General features: G+C 69.5%; 16 protein-coding genes. 11 read left to right on the top strand and 5 right to left on the bottom strand.

Annotated features, from left to right (window positions below; genetic code table 11):
• From ACIBG8_RS41425 to ACIBG8_RS41405, 5 genes are all read left to right on the top strand, one after another.
• The gene (locus tag ACIBG8_RS41425) at window positions 1–900 is read left to right on the top strand and encodes a hypothetical protein (protein ID WP_397348698.1); all 900 of its coding nucleotides are present in this window, start codon (window positions 1–3) and stop codon (window positions 898–900) included.
• A complete protein-coding gene (locus ACIBG8_RS41420; RefSeq protein ID WP_397348697.1) occupies window positions 900–1,946 on the top strand; it encodes a hypothetical protein in 1,047 nt (348 codons plus the stop codon). Before ACIBG8_RS41425 ends, ACIBG8_RS41420 begins: the two co-directional genes overlap by 1 nt.
• Window positions 1,931–2,848: a hypothetical protein gene (locus tag ACIBG8_RS41415; RefSeq protein WP_397348696.1), complete on the top strand. Its 918-nt coding sequence runs from the start codon at window positions 1,931–1,933 to the stop codon at window positions 2,846–2,848. Before ACIBG8_RS41420 ends, ACIBG8_RS41415 begins: the two co-directional genes overlap by 16 nt.
• A gap of 82 nt (window positions 2,849–2,930) precedes the next feature.
• Window positions 2,931–3,281 (top strand): YciI family protein, encoded by a 351-nt coding sequence (locus ACIBG8_RS41410; RefSeq protein ID WP_397348695.1) that lies wholly within the window; start codon window positions 2,931–2,933, stop codon window positions 3,279–3,281.
• A gap of 5 nt (window positions 3,282–3,286) precedes the next feature.
• On the top strand, window positions 3,287–4,576 hold the full coding sequence (locus ACIBG8_RS41405; protein ID WP_397348694.1) for an RNA polymerase sigma factor: 1,290 nt from the start codon (window positions 3,287–3,289) through the stop codon (window positions 4,574–4,576).
• On the opposite strand, the gene ACIBG8_RS41400 is transcribed toward ACIBG8_RS41405, so the two are convergent.
• Window positions 4,515–5,846, bottom strand: a complete 1,332-nt coding sequence (locus ACIBG8_RS41400; RefSeq protein ID WP_397348693.1) for a sigma factor-like helix-turn-helix DNA-binding protein — start codon at window positions 5,844–5,846, stop codon at window positions 4,515–4,517. The two genes, ACIBG8_RS41405 and ACIBG8_RS41400, sit on opposite strands and share 62 nt — an antisense overlap.
• 216 nt (window positions 5,847–6,062) lie before the next feature.
• Between ACIBG8_RS41400 and ACIBG8_RS41395 the strand changes: the two genes are divergently transcribed.
• From ACIBG8_RS41395 to ACIBG8_RS41370, 6 genes are read left to right on the top strand one after another with little or no spacing between them, the layout of a single operon-like run.
• Window positions 6,063–7,118: an ABC transporter ATP-binding protein gene (locus ACIBG8_RS41395; RefSeq protein WP_397348692.1), complete on the top strand. Its 1,056-nt coding sequence runs from the start codon at window positions 6,063–6,065 to the stop codon at window positions 7,116–7,118.
• Window positions 7,111–7,788: an ABC transporter permease gene (locus ACIBG8_RS41390; protein ID WP_397348691.1), complete on the top strand. Its 678-nt coding sequence runs from the start codon at window positions 7,111–7,113 to the stop codon at window positions 7,786–7,788. Before ACIBG8_RS41395 ends, ACIBG8_RS41390 begins: the two co-directional genes overlap by 8 nt.
• A complete protein-coding gene (locus ACIBG8_RS41385; protein ID WP_397348690.1) occupies window positions 7,785–8,456 on the top strand; it encodes an ABC transporter permease in 672 nt (223 codons plus the stop codon). Before ACIBG8_RS41390 ends, ACIBG8_RS41385 begins: the two co-directional genes overlap by 4 nt.
• Window positions 8,457–8,501: 45 nt before the next feature.
• Window positions 8,502–9,413, top strand: coding sequence for an ABC transporter substrate-binding protein (locus ACIBG8_RS41380; RefSeq protein ID WP_397348689.1), 912 nt, complete (start codon window positions 8,502–8,504; stop codon window positions 9,411–9,413).
• 17 nt (window positions 9,414–9,430) lie between these two features.
• A complete protein-coding gene (locus ACIBG8_RS41375) occupies window positions 9,431–9,886 on the top strand; it encodes a flavin reductase family protein (RefSeq protein ID WP_397348688.1) in 456 nt (151 codons plus the stop codon).
• A gap of 7 nt (window positions 9,887–9,893) precedes the next feature.
• Window positions 9,894–10,448 (top strand): flavodoxin family protein, encoded by a 555-nt coding sequence (locus tag ACIBG8_RS41370; RefSeq protein WP_397348687.1) that lies wholly within the window; start codon window positions 9,894–9,896, stop codon window positions 10,446–10,448.
• A 102-nt stretch (window positions 10,449–10,550) separates the two neighbouring features.
• Here ACIBG8_RS41370 and ACIBG8_RS41365 read toward each other — a convergent pair whose 3' ends face one another.
• The 4 genes from ACIBG8_RS41365 to ACIBG8_RS41350 all read right to left on the bottom strand — a co-directional run bounded on the left by ACIBG8_RS41365 (window position 10,551) and on the right by ACIBG8_RS41350 (window position 17,291).
• Entirely contained in the window at window positions 10,551–11,429 is an 879-nt protein-coding gene (locus ACIBG8_RS41365) for a sigma-70 family RNA polymerase sigma factor (RefSeq protein ID WP_397348686.1), read from the bottom strand.
• Window positions 11,430–11,479: 50 nt separating this feature from the next.
• The gene (sppA, locus tag ACIBG8_RS41360) at window positions 11,480–13,165 is read right to left on the bottom strand and encodes a signal peptide peptidase SppA (RefSeq protein WP_397348685.1); all 1,686 of its coding nucleotides are present in this window, start codon (window positions 13,163–13,165) and stop codon (window positions 11,480–11,482) included.
• A gap of 62 nt (window positions 13,166–13,227) precedes the next feature.
• Window positions 13,228–15,159, bottom strand: a complete 1,932-nt coding sequence (locus ACIBG8_RS41355; RefSeq protein ID WP_397348684.1) for a S8 family peptidase — start codon at window positions 15,157–15,159, stop codon at window positions 13,228–13,230.
• 212 nt (window positions 15,160–15,371) lie between these two features.
• Entirely contained in the window at window positions 15,372–17,291 is a 1,920-nt protein-coding gene (locus tag ACIBG8_RS41350) for a S8 family peptidase (protein WP_397348683.1), read from the bottom strand.
• Window positions 17,292–17,377: the final 86 nt, after the last annotated feature.

Below are 17,377 nucleotides of genomic sequence, written 5' to 3'. Positions count from 1 at the left end.
ATGAACATCGTCATGCTCGGCCATCCGAACGCCGGCAAGACCACCTACATGTCCGCCATGTACAAGGTGATGTCCACCGAGGGCATCGCGGGCTTCAGGGTCCGTGCCAGGTCGGATGCCCACCACTACCAGCTGATGTCCAACGCCGACCGCATCGGCAGGGGGCTCTACCCCGCCCCGTCGGACCAGCACGCGGAGTACCCGCTGACCTTCAGGCACGGATCGAGCGCGCTGTTCGAGTTCCTCTGGCGCGACTACCGGGGCGGCGCTCTGCTGGACCGCAGCACCACCCAGGACACCCAGCGGCTGCTGGCCGACCTGCGGACGGCCGACGCGATCGTGCTGTTCATGGACCTGCTCGACCTGCAGCGCAGCCACATCGCCAGGCAGAAGATCCGCGGCCTGACCACGGTGCTCTTCAGAGCGCTGACCGGCCGCGACCGGCTCACGCCGCTCGTCATCGTGCTGACCAAGGCCGACCTGGTGAACCCGAACGTGCAGGACACCGGGTTGGAGGCCTTCGACTCCTTCATCCAGGCGGTCGACGGCAACCCCGCGGTCATCGGGACCTGGATCGAGGTGGCCTGCGGGCCGTACCCGCAGAACGTGATCGCGCCCGTGCTCTTCTGCCTCTACTTCGGGCTGGAGTCACAGGCCTATTACCTGTCGGCGCTCGTCGAGCAGAGCAACGCGGTGGGCGACTCGTTCGCGGCGGGTGACACCTGGCGCAACCGGGTCAAGAGCCGTTTCACCGGCCAGGTGGCCAACAGGGACCTGGCGTCGATGGCCTACATGAAGGCCTATCAGGAGTACCAGGCGCTGCAGACGGTGCTCGGCCCCGCGCAGCTGCTCGGGGACATGCTCGGCGATCTGGAAGTCTTCGGTGGAGGGTTGGGCTGATGGCAGAGGGAATTCCGCAGATCCAGGTGACCATGCTCGGCGGCACGGGCAGCGGCAAGACGACCTACCTGATCGGCATGTACGCCCACCTTTCCGCAGGCCTGCAGCGGTTCTTCCTGCACGCCGACGACCACGACACCGACCTCGACCTGTCGGACGCGTGGAGCGCCATGATCGAGGACGGCCTGCTCCCCGCCCCGACGAACGAGGGTGAGCTGCGCGTCTACCCCTTCACCTTCAGGTACGGCATGGACCCGCTGCTGACCCTCGACTGGATCGACTACCGCGGCGGCGCCATCCGCGACCGCTCAGGCAAGGGCGACACCGACGCCGTGCTGGCCAGGCTGGTGGAGTCGGACAGCGTCTACGTCACCCTCGACGGCGCGCTCCTGGCCGACCACCTCGGCGGTCAGGGCAACGCCTCCATCCGCCTGCGCGACGTCGTCGGCCGCTACTCCAGGATGATCTCCGACATCGCCGACAAGCGGCGCGAGCAGCAGCTCATCCCGCCCTCGATCGTCATCCTGGTCACCAAGGGCGACCTGCTGCGTCCGCTGCTGGCCGGCGACGGCCTGGCCAGGCGCAGGCAGCTGACCGCCTGGATCAGGGACGAGCTGTTCACCCAGTACTTCAGGGAGGACTGGGACACCGCCGTCTGCATCGCCACCATCGGCGCCATCGGCCGTCCCAGCGACTCCAGGGTCGACCCCAACAGCCTCAACCCCGCCGGGCTTCACAAGCCGATGCTCTTCTCGTTGTTCTCCTATTACCGGCACGCGAGCAGGGTCTTCGCCTACCAGGCCGAGCTGGCCAAACGGCAGGGCGCCGAGCGCGCCGGCCAGTACGAGTCGATCAACTCCCGCGCCATGAGCAGGGTGCTCGGCAGGAAGCGCCTGCGCGAGCTCAACGGCGAGCTCAGCGAGCTGGGCGGGATCTTCTCCTCGATGACGGGACTGGCCCAGGAATGCCAGGTCCGGGCGGACATTCTGCAAGGAGAGCTGCTGGACACGTCGATGTATATTGACGGGCGATGGATGGGAGACTGATGCCAGTCCAGTGGATGCCGATCGTGTACGGCCGTACGCACAGGGTCGACCGCTGGTGGCGGGTGGCCCCCTCCATGATCGACCAGGAGTGGTCGCAGTCCAGGGTGTCCGCCGTCATCAGGGGCGGGCGCGGCCTCGTCGACGGCCCCCGGTTCCTGCTCGCCCATGACGGCCGCTTCCGCCTGGTCGGGGTGGCCTGCGCCGCGTCGGCGCTGAGCGAGACGATGAACTCGGACGGCCAGCGCCAGCTCTACTGCTTCGTCGGCTGGGCCGGCCCGGCCGACGCGCCCAGCCCGTCGATCGAGGCGCTGAGCGGCAACTTCGCCGGATGGGCTGCCCCCGTCTACGACCACTGGGTCGGCCTCGACTGGGACGAGCACCCCAGCCGCCTGCAGAACGTCCACGAGGCCCCGCCCGGTGACCCGCCATGGAGCACGGCCGACGAACAACCCTTCGACCATGTACGGCAGCGCCCCGGCGACGGGTGTTACGCCTTTCCCGAGGAGCAGCGCGCCCTGGCCTGGGACCTCGGCAGATCGAGCAGGGAGCCCGTCACGGTGATCACCGGGTGGCGCAACCTGCGCGACGCGGAGCCCGCCCCCGGGCTGCTGTTCTCGGCGGCGGACGTGTCCCACCCCATGCCCGTGGAGCCCGCCGCCTCCGTTCCGCGGCAGTCGCGCCCCGCCCATCCGCGCCCGATGATCCCCCGCGACAACGACCAGACGGGCCCGCGCAACAGGCCCGATCCGTGGAGTCTGGTGGGCCGTCTCCCATCGGAGGAGGAGCCGTCGCCCCCGGAGGAACCCTCGCTCGGGGTGCGCATCAAGCGGATGGCCCGCTCGCTGTTCGAGCCGCGCGAACCGCAGGCGAGGCCCGAGAAGAAGGAAGAGGACGACCGCTAGCCAGGTGTCGAAACAGCGCTCCCTCGCGCGTCGGCAAGGTGAGGGGCGGCGCAGTCGCCCGTGACCGGAGGGGAGCACCACCGTGCGCTACATCCTGATGTCCAACGTGGAGATCACCGCCATGGAGGCCATGCCGGCCGAGGCGTTCGAAGCGGCCATGGCCAGGTTCGTGGACTTCACCCGGGCGCTGACCGAGTCCGGTGTCCTTCTCGCCGTCGAGCAGCTCGCGATGCCCGACACCGCCACGACCGTCCGCAACCGCGACGGCCGTACGCTGCTCACCGACGGGCCGTTCGCCGACGTGGCCGAGCGGTTCGGCGGGTTCTGGATCGTCGAGGCGCCCGACCTCGACACCGTGCTCAAGTACGCCGCCGACTGCCCCGCGGCCGACTACGGCTCCGTCGAGGTGCGTCCGGTTCTCGAAAGGGGCTGAGGGCGGTGGGCGACCCGGTCGAGGACGCCGTCGAGCGCCTTTACCGCGCCGAGTGGCCCACGCTGGTGGCCGGGCTGGCGAGGTGGACGGGCGACCTCGACCGGGCGGAGGACGCCGCGGCCGAGGCCGTGGCCGCCGCGCTGGAGTCGTGGCCGAGGGACGGTGTTCCCCAGCGGCCCGGCGCGTGGCTGCAGACCGCCGCCCAGCGCAAGGTGCTCGACCGGGTGCGCCGCGACAGGACGAGCGTGGCCAAGCTCGCTGCCCTGGCCCACGAGCTGCGCGACGAACCTCCCGTGGAGGTGGACGACGACCCGTTCGCCGCTGTGAGCTGGTCGGACGAGGCGGCGGAAGACCTGCTCAGGTTGGTGTTCACCTGCTGCCACCCGGCGCTGGCCGTCTCGGCGCAGGTGCCGCTCGCGCTCCGGCTGCTGTGCGGGCTGAACGCGGCGGAAACGGCCAGACTGCTCCAGACCACCGAGCCGACCGTCGCCCAGCGCCTGGTCAGGGCCAAGCGCAAGATCCGTGACGCGGGCATCGCGCTGGAGATCCCGCCCCGCTCGGCGTGGCCTGACCGGCTGGGGTCGGTGCTGGCGGTCGTGGGCCTGCTGTTCACCGAGGGCCACACCGCCACCCAGGGACCGGAGCTCGTCCGGCCGGCGTTGTGCGACGAGGCCCTGCGGCTGGCCGCCCTGCTGAGGCGGCTCCTGCCGGACGAGCCAGAGGTGCTGGGGCTGTCCGCGCTGCTGCTGATCACCGACGCCAGGCGCGATGCCCGTACGGCGGGCGGCACGCTGGTGCTCCTCGCCGACCAGGACAGGAGCAGGTGGCGCTGGGCCGACATCGAGCGCGGCCTGAGCCTGGCCACCGAGGCGGTGCGGCGCGGGCCTGGCGGCCCCTGGGTGCTGCAGGCGTCGATCGCCGCCCTGCAGGTGCACCCGTCGCCGGACGCCGGTGCGATCGTCGCCCTCTACGACCGGCTGGCCGAGGTGACGCCGTCGGCGGCCGTGCTGGTCAACAGGGCGGCTGCCGTCGCGCTCGCGTACGGCCCGGCCGCCGGGCTCGCGGCGCTCGACGGCGTGGTGGCGGCTCCCGGCGACCACCGGGCGCTGGTGCTCGGCGCTGAGCTCAACGTCGAGCTCGGGCGCCTGGATCGGGCTCGGACGCTCATGAGGGAGGCGGTGGCCGCTTCGCGCAACGACGTGGAGCGGCGGCACCTGAGCGGGCGGCTCGCCGCTATGGGGCGATCATCATCGGTACGGAGAAGAAGACGATCATGGCGATGGCCAGGCAGATGAGGAAACCTGCCAGTTCCCAGGCCCAGTCGTGGTGGCGGTCGGTGAGGTTGATCCTGCTGTGCTCGCGTGCGGGCATCCAGTCCTCCGCCTCGTCGTCCGCACCGGGCTCGGGCTCGGCGGGCACGGGCTCTGCGGGCCGGAAGAGGTCGGTGGACGGGGTCGCCTCGACCTCGACCGCAGCGGTAGGCGCAGCGGCGGGCGGCTCAAGGAACGCGGCGGGCATCTCGATGGCCGTCGCGGGCTCCTCGGCGGGCAGCGGGAGGTGGTAGGCGGGCGGCTCGGGCTGGGGCGTCCTGGCTCGGGGGCGGAACAGGCTGCCCGGCTCGCCGCCCGTCGTCGCCAGCAGGTTCTCGAAGGCGACGGGCGTGGGGTCGGGCGCCTTGTGGACGAGCACGTCGCCGGGCTCCGGCGGGCCGGACACCGGGAGGATGTAGTCCTGGGGAACGGGGGCCGACAGCGGGACCGGCCGGGCCACCGGCGGTGACGAGAACGAGGTGATCTTGGGCATCGGCGCGGTCGTCGCCTCATGGTGCGACACGCGCGACGGCGAGGGCGGCGTCAGCAACTCGGCGGGGAACAGCCCGGTGCTGGTCGCCGGGTCGGTCTCGGCCAGCGGCAGCGGCCAGGACGGCGGCAGCGGCCACAGCGGCCTGAGGAACAACGACCCGGCGTAAGCCGTACGAGGAACGGAGAACTGCTGCGTCAGCGACGAGGGCGGCGCGGGCCAGGGCAGCCGCCCCAGGATGTCGCGCAGCGGCGCCACGCTCAGCGCGCCGTACACCTCGGCCACCTGCTTGGACAGCCGCGCGCTCGTCGAGGCCAGCGCCGTGTTGAGCGTCTGCTTGAAGCGGTGCCTGGCGCTGATCGCCAGCTCCTCCGCCGTGTCCTGCGCCACGTCCAGCACCCATGCCAGCTCGGCATGCGTCAGCCCGCACGCTTCGCACAGCAGCACGACCTCGCGCTGGTGCGGGCGCAGCTCGCGCAGGGTGCGTTCGACCAGCGCGGTGGCCGGGTCGACGAGCGGGTCGACGACGGGCGGGGCGAAGCTGACGTCGCGCCGGTGGATCTCGCGGCGGGCCAGCGCGTAGAGCGCGGCGCGCGGGGGCGGGGTAGCCGGAACTCCGGCCAGGACGGCTGCCAGGGCGTCGGCAGCCGAGCCGAGGTCACCGATCTGGTCGGCGCAGTACGCGAACAGCCCGGCTGCGTGCCTGTCGTAGAGCTCTGCGACGAGTGCGCTGCGCGAGGGCTGGTCCGTGAGCGGAGGGGTCACGGCCGATTCCTCTGAAAGAAAAGCTGGGGTTGTAATCATGCCAACCTACCCATGCCGGGCGCACTATTGGATGCCCATTTGATAGAAACCGGTGAACCGCTTCACGTGGGGGCGACGGGACAGACCTGGTCGGATCGCCGTAGTCTGTCGTCCGAGAGATCATGGGGCGGTCGTGGCAGGGGGGCTGCGGCCCGGCAAATATGCACGAGGTCGCGCGTGATCACATTCGACTCTGTTACCAAACGCTATGCCGACGGAACCATCGCCGTGGACAACCTCTCCCTCGAGGCGCCCACGGGTCAGATCACGGTGTTCGTCGGTCCATCCGGCTGCGGCAAGACGACGTCGCTCCGGATGATCAACCGGATGATCGACGCCACCGAGGGGCAGATCCTCCTGGATGGCGAGCCCGTGCAGGGCATCGACCCGCCGACGCTGCGCCGCGGCATCGGTTACGTCATCCAGCAGGCGGGCCTCTTCCCGCACAGGAAGATCGTGGACAACGTCGCCACGGTGCCTTACCTGCTCGGGTGGGACAAGAAGAAGGCCCGCGACAGGGCCATGGAGTTGCTGGAGCGCGTCGGGCTCGACCCGAAGATGGCCCAGCGCTACCCCTTCCAGCTCTCCGGCGGGCAGCAGCAGCGCGTCGGCGTGGCCAGGGCGCTGGCCGCCGACCCGCCGGTGCTGCTCATGGACGAGCCGTTCAGCGCCGTCGACCCGATCGTGCGCACGTCGCTGCAGGACGAGCTGCTTCGCCTGCAGTCGGAGCTGAACAAGACGATCGTCTTCGTCACGCACGACATCGACGAGGCGATCAAGCTCGGCGACCGGGTGGCCGTGCTGCGCGTCGGCGGCAAGCTGGCCCAGCTCGCCGACCCCAAGACGCTGCTGTCCGAGCCCGCTGACGACTTCGTGCGCGAGTTCCTCGGCCATGACAGGGGCATCAGGCGCCTACAGTTCATCAGGACGGACGGCCTGCGGCTGCGCACCGACCTGACGGTCCCCGAGGACTACTCCGGCAGTACGGCCGAGCCGTGGCTGCTGATCGTCTCCGGCGACAACCGGCCGATCGCCTGGATTCCCGGCGCAGGCGGGGAGCGCGAGCCGTACGGAAGCTTCGTCTGGAACAGGGACTCCATGCGCAGCGCGCTGGACGCGGCCCTGCTGTCCCCGTCGGGCTGCGCCGTGGCCGTGGACGACGACGGCAAGGTGGTCGGCGTCGTCACCAGGGAGGCGATGGACGAGGCGCTCGCGGTGGTGGCCGATGGATGACGGCCAGCCGCTGTTCCGCTGGGACTGGGTGGTCAGGAACTGGGACTCGGGCCAGCCGAACAGCATCGTGAACCTGCTGGAGGCGCACATCGTGATGTCGGTGGTGCCGATCATCCTCGGGCTGGTCATCGCGGTGCCGCTCGGCCTGCTCTGCGTCCGCTACCGCTTCCTCTACCAGCCGACGGCCGGCCTGATGAACGCCATCTACGCGCTGCCGTCGCTGGCCCTGTTCATGATCCTGCTCTCGGTCACCGGGCCGGAACGGATCACCGTCATCATCCCGCTGACCTTCTACGCGATCGCCGTGCTCATGCCCGCCGTCGTGGACGGGCTCGGCTCGGTGCCCGACCACGTGCGGCAGTCGGCCGTGGCCATGGGGTTCACTCCGCAGCGCCGCCTGGTCAGGGTCGAGCTGCCGATCGCCACGCCCGTCGTGCTCGCCGGGCTGCGGGTGGTCGCGGTCTCCAGCATCAGCCTGGTCAGCGTGGGCGCGCTGATCGGCCAGGGCGGGCTCGGCAACTACTTCACCGACGCCTACCAGCGTGACTTCTACACCCCGGCCATCGTCGGGATCGTGCTGATCGTGCTGATGGCGCTGGTCGCCGACGGCATCATCATCGCGGCCCAGCGGTTCCTGACGCCGTGGGTGCGGGCGAGGAGGTCGTCGTGAACTACCTCTTCGACTTCCTCACCGACCCGGCGAACTGGTCGGGCCCCGACGGCATCCCCGCCAGGCTGCTGCAGCACCTCGGCTTCTCGGTCGTGGCGCTGGCGCTGGCCGCGGTGATCGGCATCGCGCTGGGGCTGCTCATCGGGCACACGGGCAAGGGCGGGCTGCTGGTGGTCGTGGCGGCCAACGTGGCCAGGGCGCTGCCCACGCTGGGCCTGCTCGTGCTGCTGGTACTGCTGCTCGGCACCGCCTCGATCTGGCCGGTGCTGATCCCGCTGGTGGCGTTGTCCGTACCGCCGATCCTGGTCAACACGTTCGAGGGCATCAGGGGCGTCGATCCGGAGCTGCGCGACGCCGCCTACGGCATGGGGTTGCGCGGGCCGCAGGTGCTGTTCAAGGTGCTCGTGCCGGTCGCGTTGCCGCTGATCCTGCTCGGCCTGCGGCTGGCGGCCGTGCAGGTCGTGGCCACCGCCGCGGTCGCCGCTTACGTAGGTCTGGGGGGGTTGGGCCGTTACATCATCGATGGTCTGGCCACGAAGGATTATTCGCAGGTCGTCGGTGGTTCAGTACTGATTGTGCTGTTCGCGCTGGCTGTACAGGCACTTTTCGCCCTGACCCAGAGGGCAGTGGTCTCACCGGGGGTGAGCCAGCGACTGAAGGTCCGCTAGTCTGCAATACCCCCCGTTTAAGAAGGGAAACACATAATGAGGCGCATGTTCGGCACCGCTACGGTGCTGCTCTCCGCAGCTCTGGCCTTGACGGCGTGCAGCAGCAGCGACCCGCTCGCCGGAAGCACGACGAGCGCGAGCCCGGCCGGCACCACCACGTCGGGCGGGGGGAAGACCGTCGTGGTCGGCACGGCCAACTTCCCGGAGAACGTCCTGCTCGGCTCGATCTACGCCCAGGCGCTCAAGGCCAAGGGCGTGACGGTCGAGGAGAAGCCCAACATCGGCAGCCGCGAGGTCATCTACGACCAGGTCAAGAGCGGCGCGCTCACCGTGCTGCCCGAGTACAACGGCGGCCTGCTCTACTTCGTCGACCCGAAGGCCACCGCGACCTCGACCGCTGACGTCGACGCCGCGCTCAAGGAGAAGCTCCCGGCGGAGCTGGAGATCCTCAAGTCCTCCGCCGCCGAGGACAAGGACTCCCTGACGGTCACCCAGGAGACCGCCACGAAGTTCAGCCTCACCACGATCGAGGACCTGGCCAAGGTCTCCAAGGACATGGCCGTCGGCGGCCCGCCGGAGTTCAAGAAGCGTCGCGAGCAGCAGTTCAAGGACGTCTACGGCCTCGAGTTCAAGGAGTGGAAGCCCACCGGCGACACCACCGCCGACGCCATCAAGGACGGCACGGTCGCCGCGGGCAACGTCTTCACGACCGACCCGAAGATCATCATCAACAAGATGGTGTCGCTGCAGGACCCGAAGAACGTCTTCAGCGCCCAGAACGTCACGCCGCTGGTCAACAAGGCCGGGGTGGACGACAACGTCAAGGGCGTCCTTGACGCGATCTCCGCCAAGCTCACCACCGAGGGCCTGACGCAGATGATGCAGAAGATCTCCGTGGACAAGGACGACCCGGCTGTCGTCGCCAAGGAGTGGCTGACCGCCAACGGTCTCGCCTGACCTTGTTCAAGGAGGCGATGGCGCAGCTCGCCGCCGGGGTCGCCGTGGTCACCGTACGTGATGACCGCGACGACCTCGGCGTCACCGTGTCCGCCATCATGTCGGTGTCGCTCGACCCGCCGATGGTCCTGGTCAGCCTCGCCAGCCGGGGCTACCTGGCCGAGGTGCTGCTGCGGCAGGACCGGTGGGCGGCGTCGCTGCTGTCCTCGGGGCAGGCGGCGATCGCGAGCCGGTTCGCGATGGCGGGGCGGCCCAGTGCGCGGCTCCTCGTCGCCTCGCTGCCGCACCATCGGGGGGCGGAGAGCGACGCGCTGATCGTCGAGGGCGGGGTGGCTGCGCTGGAGGCGGAGACCGTGCAGGTGGTTCCGGCTGGGGACCACACGTTGTTCATCGCGCGGGTGCTGGGCGTTCCGTACGTTTCCGGGGGGCAACCTCTCGTACGGCTGCGCGGGCGGTACCGGCCGATGGCATAATATGCACGTGCATAGATTCCTTTTCCTGCTGGGCAGCGCCCGGGCAGACGGCAACACCGAGTATCTGGCCAGGCAGGCGGCCTTACAGCTGCCGCCTTCCGCCGAGCAGCGCTGGCTGAACCTGGCTGAGTTGCCGCTTGAGCCGTTCGTGGACATTCGTCACGAGGGTGACGGTGTCTATCCTTCGCCTTCGGGCAACGAGCTGACGTTGCTCGAGGCGACGTTGTGGGCCACGGACATCGTCTTCGTCTCGCCGCTGTACTGGTACAGCGTGACCGCCTCGACGAAGCTCTACCTGGACTACTGGTCGGGCTGGATGCGCGTGCCGGGTTATTCGTTCAGGGAGCGGATGGCCGACAAGACCGTCTGGGCCGTCACGGTCATCAGCGAAGAGGACGTCGCCGTCGCCGACCCGCTGATCGGCACCCTTAAGCGCTCCGGCGAGTACTTCGGCGGCCGCTGGGCGGGCGCCCTGATCGGCTACGCGAACCGACCAGGGCAGATCGTCGAGGACACCGAAGCCCTCGACCGCGCCAAGACCTTCTTCACAACCAACCCCTGAAACCCCTTTGAAGGCCCCAGCCTCTGAAGACCTCAGCCATTGGAGACCTTGACCTCCAATGGGAGGTCAGCCGGAGCCGGTGGTTGGGGTTTTTGGGGTCTTTCAGGCGCGCAAGGCGGCGACGTCGATGTCGGTGAGGCGGTCGGGGTCGGTGACGACGTTGATCTCCACGATCCTGCCGTCCACCACGTGGAAGACCATGACCGAGAACACCGTGTCCTTGGCCACGCCGAGCACGGCGGCTTCGCCGTTCACCAGCACGGGGACCGAAGCCGCCGCGATCTTCGAGAACATGAGCGCGTTGCTCGCCACGACCTGCGCCCCGCGCAGCAGCTTCGACCACGAAGGCCGCGCCTCGCCCCCGTCGGCGCGCAGCAGCACGTCGGGGTCGAGCACCGCCACCAGCGCCTCGAAGTCGCCGTCCCGAGAGGCAGCCAGGAAGGCGTTGACCACCTGCCGCTGCCGCGTCACGTCCGGATCCGGCTGGGGCGCCGCGTCCTGGACCCGCCGCCGCGCCCGGCTGGCCAGCTGCCTGGTAGCCGGAGCCGACCGGTCCACGATGGGCGCGATGTCCTCGAACGGCACCGCGAACATGTCGTGCAGCACGAACGCCAGCCGTTCCGCCGGCGCCAGCGTGTCGAGCACCACCAGCATCGCCAGCCCGACCGAGTCCGTCAGCATGGCCTCGTGCTCGGGGTCCGCGCCGCTCTCCGCGCTCACGATGGGGTCGGGGACGTGGATGTCCTCCTCGTGCCGCGACTTGCGCGCGCGCAGCATGTCGAGGGACACCCGCCCCACCACCGTGGTCAGCCAGCCGCCGAGGTTCTCGATCTCGTCGGTGTAGGAGCGGCTGAGCCGGAACCAGGCTTCCTGCACGGCGTCCTCGGCCTCGCTGAGCGAGCCCAGCATGCGGTACGCCACGGCCCGCAGATGCCCCCGCTGCCCCTCGAACTGCTCGGCCAGCCAGTCGTGGTCAATCAACGCTTACCTCTCCTATGCATCACATTTCCCCACAAATGTGACACACCCTCCTACCGGATCGTCGGCCACCCCGGCAGCACGAGCGGTCCGTAGACGGGCAGGCCGAGCTGGGCCGCGATCGGCGAGAGCGGCCCCCAGAACTCGAGCCTGGTGGCAGCCTTGTCCTCGCTGGAGTCCGGCCCGCGCAGCCGTTCCAGCGGGTTCAGGCGGGGATAGGTACGGACCACCGCGTCCTCGGCCAGCCCGGCGCGCTTGCGCGCGATCGCCAGCGCGTCCTCCAGGCCGCCGAGCTCGTCCACCAGCCCGCCCTCTCGGGCGTCCGCGCCGGTCCAGACGCGCCCGCGGGCCAGGTCGTGCGCGCGCTCGCGGGTCAGCTTGCGCCCCTCGGCGACCTTGCCCACGAAGTCGTCGTAGATCCGGTCCAGCCAGGCGTTGATCCGCTCCCACTGCTCGGGGGAGAACGCGTTGTTCGTGGAGAACATCCCGGCGTTGGCGCCCTCGGCGACCATCTCGGTGTTCACCCCGATCTTGGCCATCAGCTCGGAGAGCACCGGCTTGCCGGCGAAGACCCCGATCGACCCGGTCAGCGTTCCCGGCTGCGCGACGATGACGTCTGCGGCCATCGACACGAAATAGCCCCCGGAAGCCGCCAGATCGCCCATGGAGACGATCACGGGCTTGACCTTGCGGGTGAGCACGATCTCCCGCCAGACCGTGTCAGAAGCCACGTAGGAGCCGCCGGGGCTGTCGACGCGGAACACGACCGCCTTGACGTGCTCGTCGCGCCTGGCGCTCCTGATCGCCGCGCTGATCGTGTCCGAGCCCATGGCGCCACCGCCGCCGAGGGGGCTGCGGCCGCTGCGGCCCATCCTGATCATGCCGGTCCCGTGTACGAGCGCGATGCCGTCAGCGCCCGGGTGCGGGAGTTTCCGTACGGCTGCGCCCTTGGCGTACCGGCTGATGAAGAGCAGGTGCGAGTCCGCGCCGGCGGCCTGCTTGACCTCGTCGTACACCTCGTCGCGGTAGGCGAGCCTGTCGACGAGTCCGGCCTCCACCGCCTCGGCGCCGATGAACGGGCCGCGGTCGATCAGCTCGCGCACCTTGGCCTGGTCGAGCCTGCGCCCCTCGGCCACGCCCGCCACGACCTGCTCGGTCACCGACTCGGCGATCCTGCCGATCGACTCGCGGTGCGGCTCGGTCATGTGGTCCTGGGTGAAGGTGTTGGCCGCGGTCTTGTACTCGTACCGCTGGCCCATCTCGTAGTCGACGCCCAGCTTGCCCAGCGCGCCCTTGAGGAACCGCTGTTCGATCGCCACGCCGGTGAGCCCGACGTCACCGCTCGGCTGCAGGTAGACGCGCTCGAACGCGGAGGCGAGGTAGTAGGGGATCGTGCCGTTGCCGAACTCGCCGAACGTCTCGGAGAAGGCCACGGTCAGCTTGCCCGACGCGCGGAACTGCGCGATCGCCTGGCGGAGCTCCTGCGCCATCGCCAGACCCAGCGGGTTGCTCCCGATCTTGACGATCAGCGCCTTGACCCGCGAGTCGCTCCTGGCCCGCTTGAGGCCGGACAGCACGTCGGCCATGCGCGTCTTGCGCATCGTGAGGATCGCGGAAAGCGGGTCCGTCGGCGGCCCCTCGGTGAGCCCTTCGGTGAGGTCGAGCTCAAGGACCAGCGGGGCGGTGCGCCGCTGGCGGATCCTGTCGACGGTTTCGAAGATCGCCTTGCCTGCGTCCATAGATGCACCCTAAACGACGCATCTCGGGTGAGGGGCAGGCCCGCCCCCCACCCGAGGGTCTTCTACTTGTTGACGTACGCCGCCAGGAAGGCGGTGGCCTTCTTGACCTGCGCCGCCGTACCGCCGGAGCGGTACTTCTCGGCGGTCGCGACGGCCTTGGCGAAGGTCGTCGAGCCGTGCACCTTGGAGCTGGTGTTGTAGACGCCGTGCGCGTAGTTCAGCCAGGCGGCGAGGAGCTCACGGTCGAGGGCGTTCTTGCCCTTGAGCACCTTGTACGCCTTGGCGGCCGTGTTGGCGCCGGTCACCTCGGAGAAGACCTTGCTGCCCTTGTCCACGATGGACAGGTAGCACTTGATCGTCGCGGCCTTGCCGCTCTTGACCTGAGCCGCCCACTTCGCGGCGTTCAGCGAGTTCTTGCCGCTGCCGCGCTTGCACGTGGCGGGGGCGGGGTTGTCGTCGCCGGACGGACCACCGGTCGACTTCACCGTGTCACCGGACTCGACCTCGGCGATCGGCAGGCTCTTGGTGGGGTCGTTCGGCGCCGCCGACGGGGTCGGGGACGCGCTCGAGGTGGGGGTGGCGGTCGGAGTCGGCTGGGCGGCGAAGAACGACGCCAGGTCCAGACGCGGGGTGGTGACCTGCTTGCCGGCGCTGGCGTAGGTGATCGGCTTGCCGGTGCGCTTCAGGGCGGCGAGAACCGTGGGCACCTTGCCGCCGTTGGTCTTCTGCGCCATGACGGCGAAGGCGCCGGTGACGTGCGGGGCGGCCATCGAGGTGCCGCCGAAGCCCGCGTAGGCGTTGGTGGGAACCGAGGAGAAGATCGGCCAGCCCGGGGCGAACAGGTCGAGCATGACGCCGCGGTTGCTGAACGACGACACGTCGTCGGTGAAGGTCTCCCAGGTGGGGGCCTTGTAGGCGACGTCGGTCGAGCCGACGGTCACGACGCCGGAGACGCAGGCGGGCCAGGAGACCGACGCGTCGAAGCCCTCGTTGCCCGCGGCGACGACGGTCGCGACGTTCTGGCCGAGCAGCTTGTCGACGGCCTTCTTGAAGTCGGCGCCGTCGCCCTCGTCGCAGTAGGTGTCGTACTTGCCGCCACCGAGGCTCAGGTTCACCGCCGCGACCCTGTACTTCTCGGCCACCGCGCTGACGTAGGCCATGCCCGTCAGGATGGAGGAGTCGTAGGCCAGGACACACGGGGTGCTCGCGGCGCCACCGCAGTAGTCGGTGCGGTTGAAGCGGGTGAAGACCTGCACGGCGACGATCTTCGCGCCGGGGGCGACGCCGTTCGCCGGAAGCTTGTCGTCGGCCTTCTTGCCCGCCGCGATGCCGGCCACGTGGGTGCCGTGGTCGCAGATGCCGAACTTGTCAGCAGGCTGCACGTTCTTCATGCACTTGTCGGTCTCGGCGTTGGCCGAGCCCAGGCCGATCTGGAACGGCGCGCCCGACGGGCAGAGGGACTCGGTGCCCTCGTCGTCGATGGCGGAGAAGCAGGCCTCATCCGCGATGCGACCGGCGAGGAACGGGTGGTCCTCGTCGATGCCGGTGTCCAGGATGGCCACGGAGGAGCCGGTACCGTCCACGCCCGCCGCGTGCGCCTTGTCCGCGCCGATGATCGGGATGCTGCGGACCAGGCTGGGGCTGTTGAGCTTGTCCTTGCGGATGCCGACCACGTTGGCGCTCTCGGCGATCTTGACAAGGTTGTCGTACGTCTCGGTGGCGACCAGGAAGTTGGTCCTGTCCGCGACCTGAGTCGGAGGCTTGACGATGTCCTCGCCGCCGCTGAGGGCCTCTGCCTTGACCTCGGTCTTCGCGGCGTCGGCGCTGGCGGACGAGGTGTTCAGCTCGATGACCACCCGGTGCTGACCTGGCGTGTTCAGGCCGGGGCCGATCTTGGCGGCTGGGTCGGCGGCGGCGGAGGCGGGGACTCCCGCCAGCGCGACCGTCGTGGCGGCGAGCGCGATGGCGCCGGCCGCGAGAGACCGAAGTCTCACGGGTTCCTCCGAGGGGTGTGAGAGGTGAGGGAGGACGGTCGCTTTGCCGCCGTAATGTTCCCTTTGCGAGTGACTCGCGAGGGTCGAGTGTAGTGATGAGGCTTGTGAGATCAGAGGGGCGAAATGTGACCGTTATCCAGTCTTTATGCCTTCTGAAGGACGCAGAAGGGCCGGTCGCGCATGGTGCGCGACCGGCCCGGTGACGTGCTGTCCTACTTGTTGACGTACCTGTAGAGGAACGTCGCGGCCTTCTTCTGCTGAGCCGCGGTGCCCGGCTTGGTGCGGTACTTCTCCGCGGTGCCGATGGCCTGCTTCAGCGTCGTGTCGCCGTGAACCTTGGCCGAGGCGTTGTAGACGCCGTTGGCGTAGTTCAGCCAGGAGGCCAGCAGCTCACGGTCGAGCAGCGCCTTGGCGGACCTGGCCTTCGGCGCGAGCACCTTGTAGGCCTTGGCCAGCGTGCCGGCGTTGTTGAGCTCGGGGAAGACGCTGCTGCCGTTCTGCGCGATGGACAGGTAGCAGAGCAGGTCCTTGTCCGCGAGGCTGCCCTTGTTCTTCAGCATCTCGGTCGCCCAGGCCTTGGCGCTCAGCGGCCTGGTGGCGTGGCCACGCTCGCACGTGTCGGGTACGGGCTCCGGCTCCGGGTCGTTGTAGATGGGGTCGGGGCCCGGCGTGTAGGTCGGGCTGTGCGTCGGCGAGTGCGTCGGCGTGGGGGTGTGCGACGGGGTCGGGGTGACGGTCGGCGTCGCCGTGGGGGTGACGGTCGGGGTCGGCGTCGGCGTCACCGTGGGGGTGACGGTCGGCGTGGGGGTCGGCGTCGGGGTGGTGACCGGGGGAAGCGCCTTGAAGACGTCGATCCGCTTGGTGGTCACCTCGCCGTAGGTGATCGGCTTGCCCGTGTCCTGGAGCTTCTTCAGCAGTTCTGCGACGGTCGCGTCCTTGTTCGCCTGCCTCAGCAGCGCCCAGGCGCCGGTGACGTGCGGAGCCGCCATGGAGGTGCCGCCCCAGGCCTCGTAGCCGCCACCGGGAACCGAGGAGGTGATGTCCACGCCGGGAGCGAAGAGGTCGAGCAGCGGGCCGCGGTCGGTGAACGTCGCCAGGGCGTCGTTGTCGTCCGTGGCGCCGATCGCGACGGCGGAGGAGATGCAGGCCGGAGCGCCGACACCGTTCTGGAGGTGGTCGTTGCCCGCGGAGAAGATCGGGGCGATGCGCTTGCTCACCAGGAGGTCGAGGGTCGGCTTGAGGAACTGGCCGAGCTCCGTGGCGTCGCAGTGGGTCGAGTAGCTGCCGCCACCGAGGCTCGCGTTGGCCGCGACGATGCCGGGCTGGGTCGCGATGTACTCCATGGCGGCCTTCAGCGAGGAGTAGTACGCGCGGACACACGGGGCGTACTGGGCGCCACCACATGCCTCGGCGCTGTTCACCCGGCTGAAGACCTGCACGGCGAAGATCTTGGCGTCGGGAGCGACACCGTCAGAGGGGGCGTTGCCCGTCTTCTTGCCGGTGGCGATACCGGCGACGTGGGTGCCGTGCTGGCAGATGTTCTCGTCGCCGTTCTGGCAGAGCGCCGTCTTGGCGTCCGCGGCCGCGGTGCCGTACTGGATCTCCTGGCCGTTCGGGCACACCGAATGGGCGTCCTGCTGGGCGTCGTTGGCGGAGAAGCAGGCGCCACCGACGATCTTCGACGAGATGAACGGGTGGGTGAGATCCACACCGGTGTCGAGGATGGCGACGACCTGGTCCTTGCCGGTGTAACCGGCGGCGTGCGCCTTGTCGGCCCCGATGACCTTGATGCTGGAGGCCAGGGACGGCTTGAAGGTGCCGTCCTCGAGGACCAGCTTGACGTCGTTGTCCTTCTTGAGCGACTCGAGGCCCTTGGCGTCGATGTTGGCGATGAACTCGTTCGTCTTCCCCGGAGGGGCGACGATCGTGGTCTTCTTGGACGCCGCGTCCGTCTCGCGCGCGACCGCGGGCGCCGCACTCGCCTTGTCGGTCTCGACGATGACGCGAACCGTCTTGCCGGCCGCGACCTTGCTCGACACCTTGGGGTCCACGATGGGCGGACTGTCGGCCGACGTCACCGCCGCCTGAGCAGCAGGTGCGACGGCGAGCATCGCAGCTGTTGCCGCGAGCACGGCTGTGCTCGCCAAAAGAGACCGTAGTCTCACTGGTTCCTCCGAGGGGTTGCAGCCCTCCGGACAGGCCGAAGGGCATGAGGAAG

It is taken from the genome of Nonomuraea sp. NPDC050556, from assembly GCF_044457355.1.
Taxonomy (GTDB): Bacteria; Actinomycetota; Actinomycetes; order Streptosporangiales; family Streptosporangiaceae; genus Nonomuraea.
This window is presented reverse-complemented; position numbering and strand designations above follow the sequence as displayed.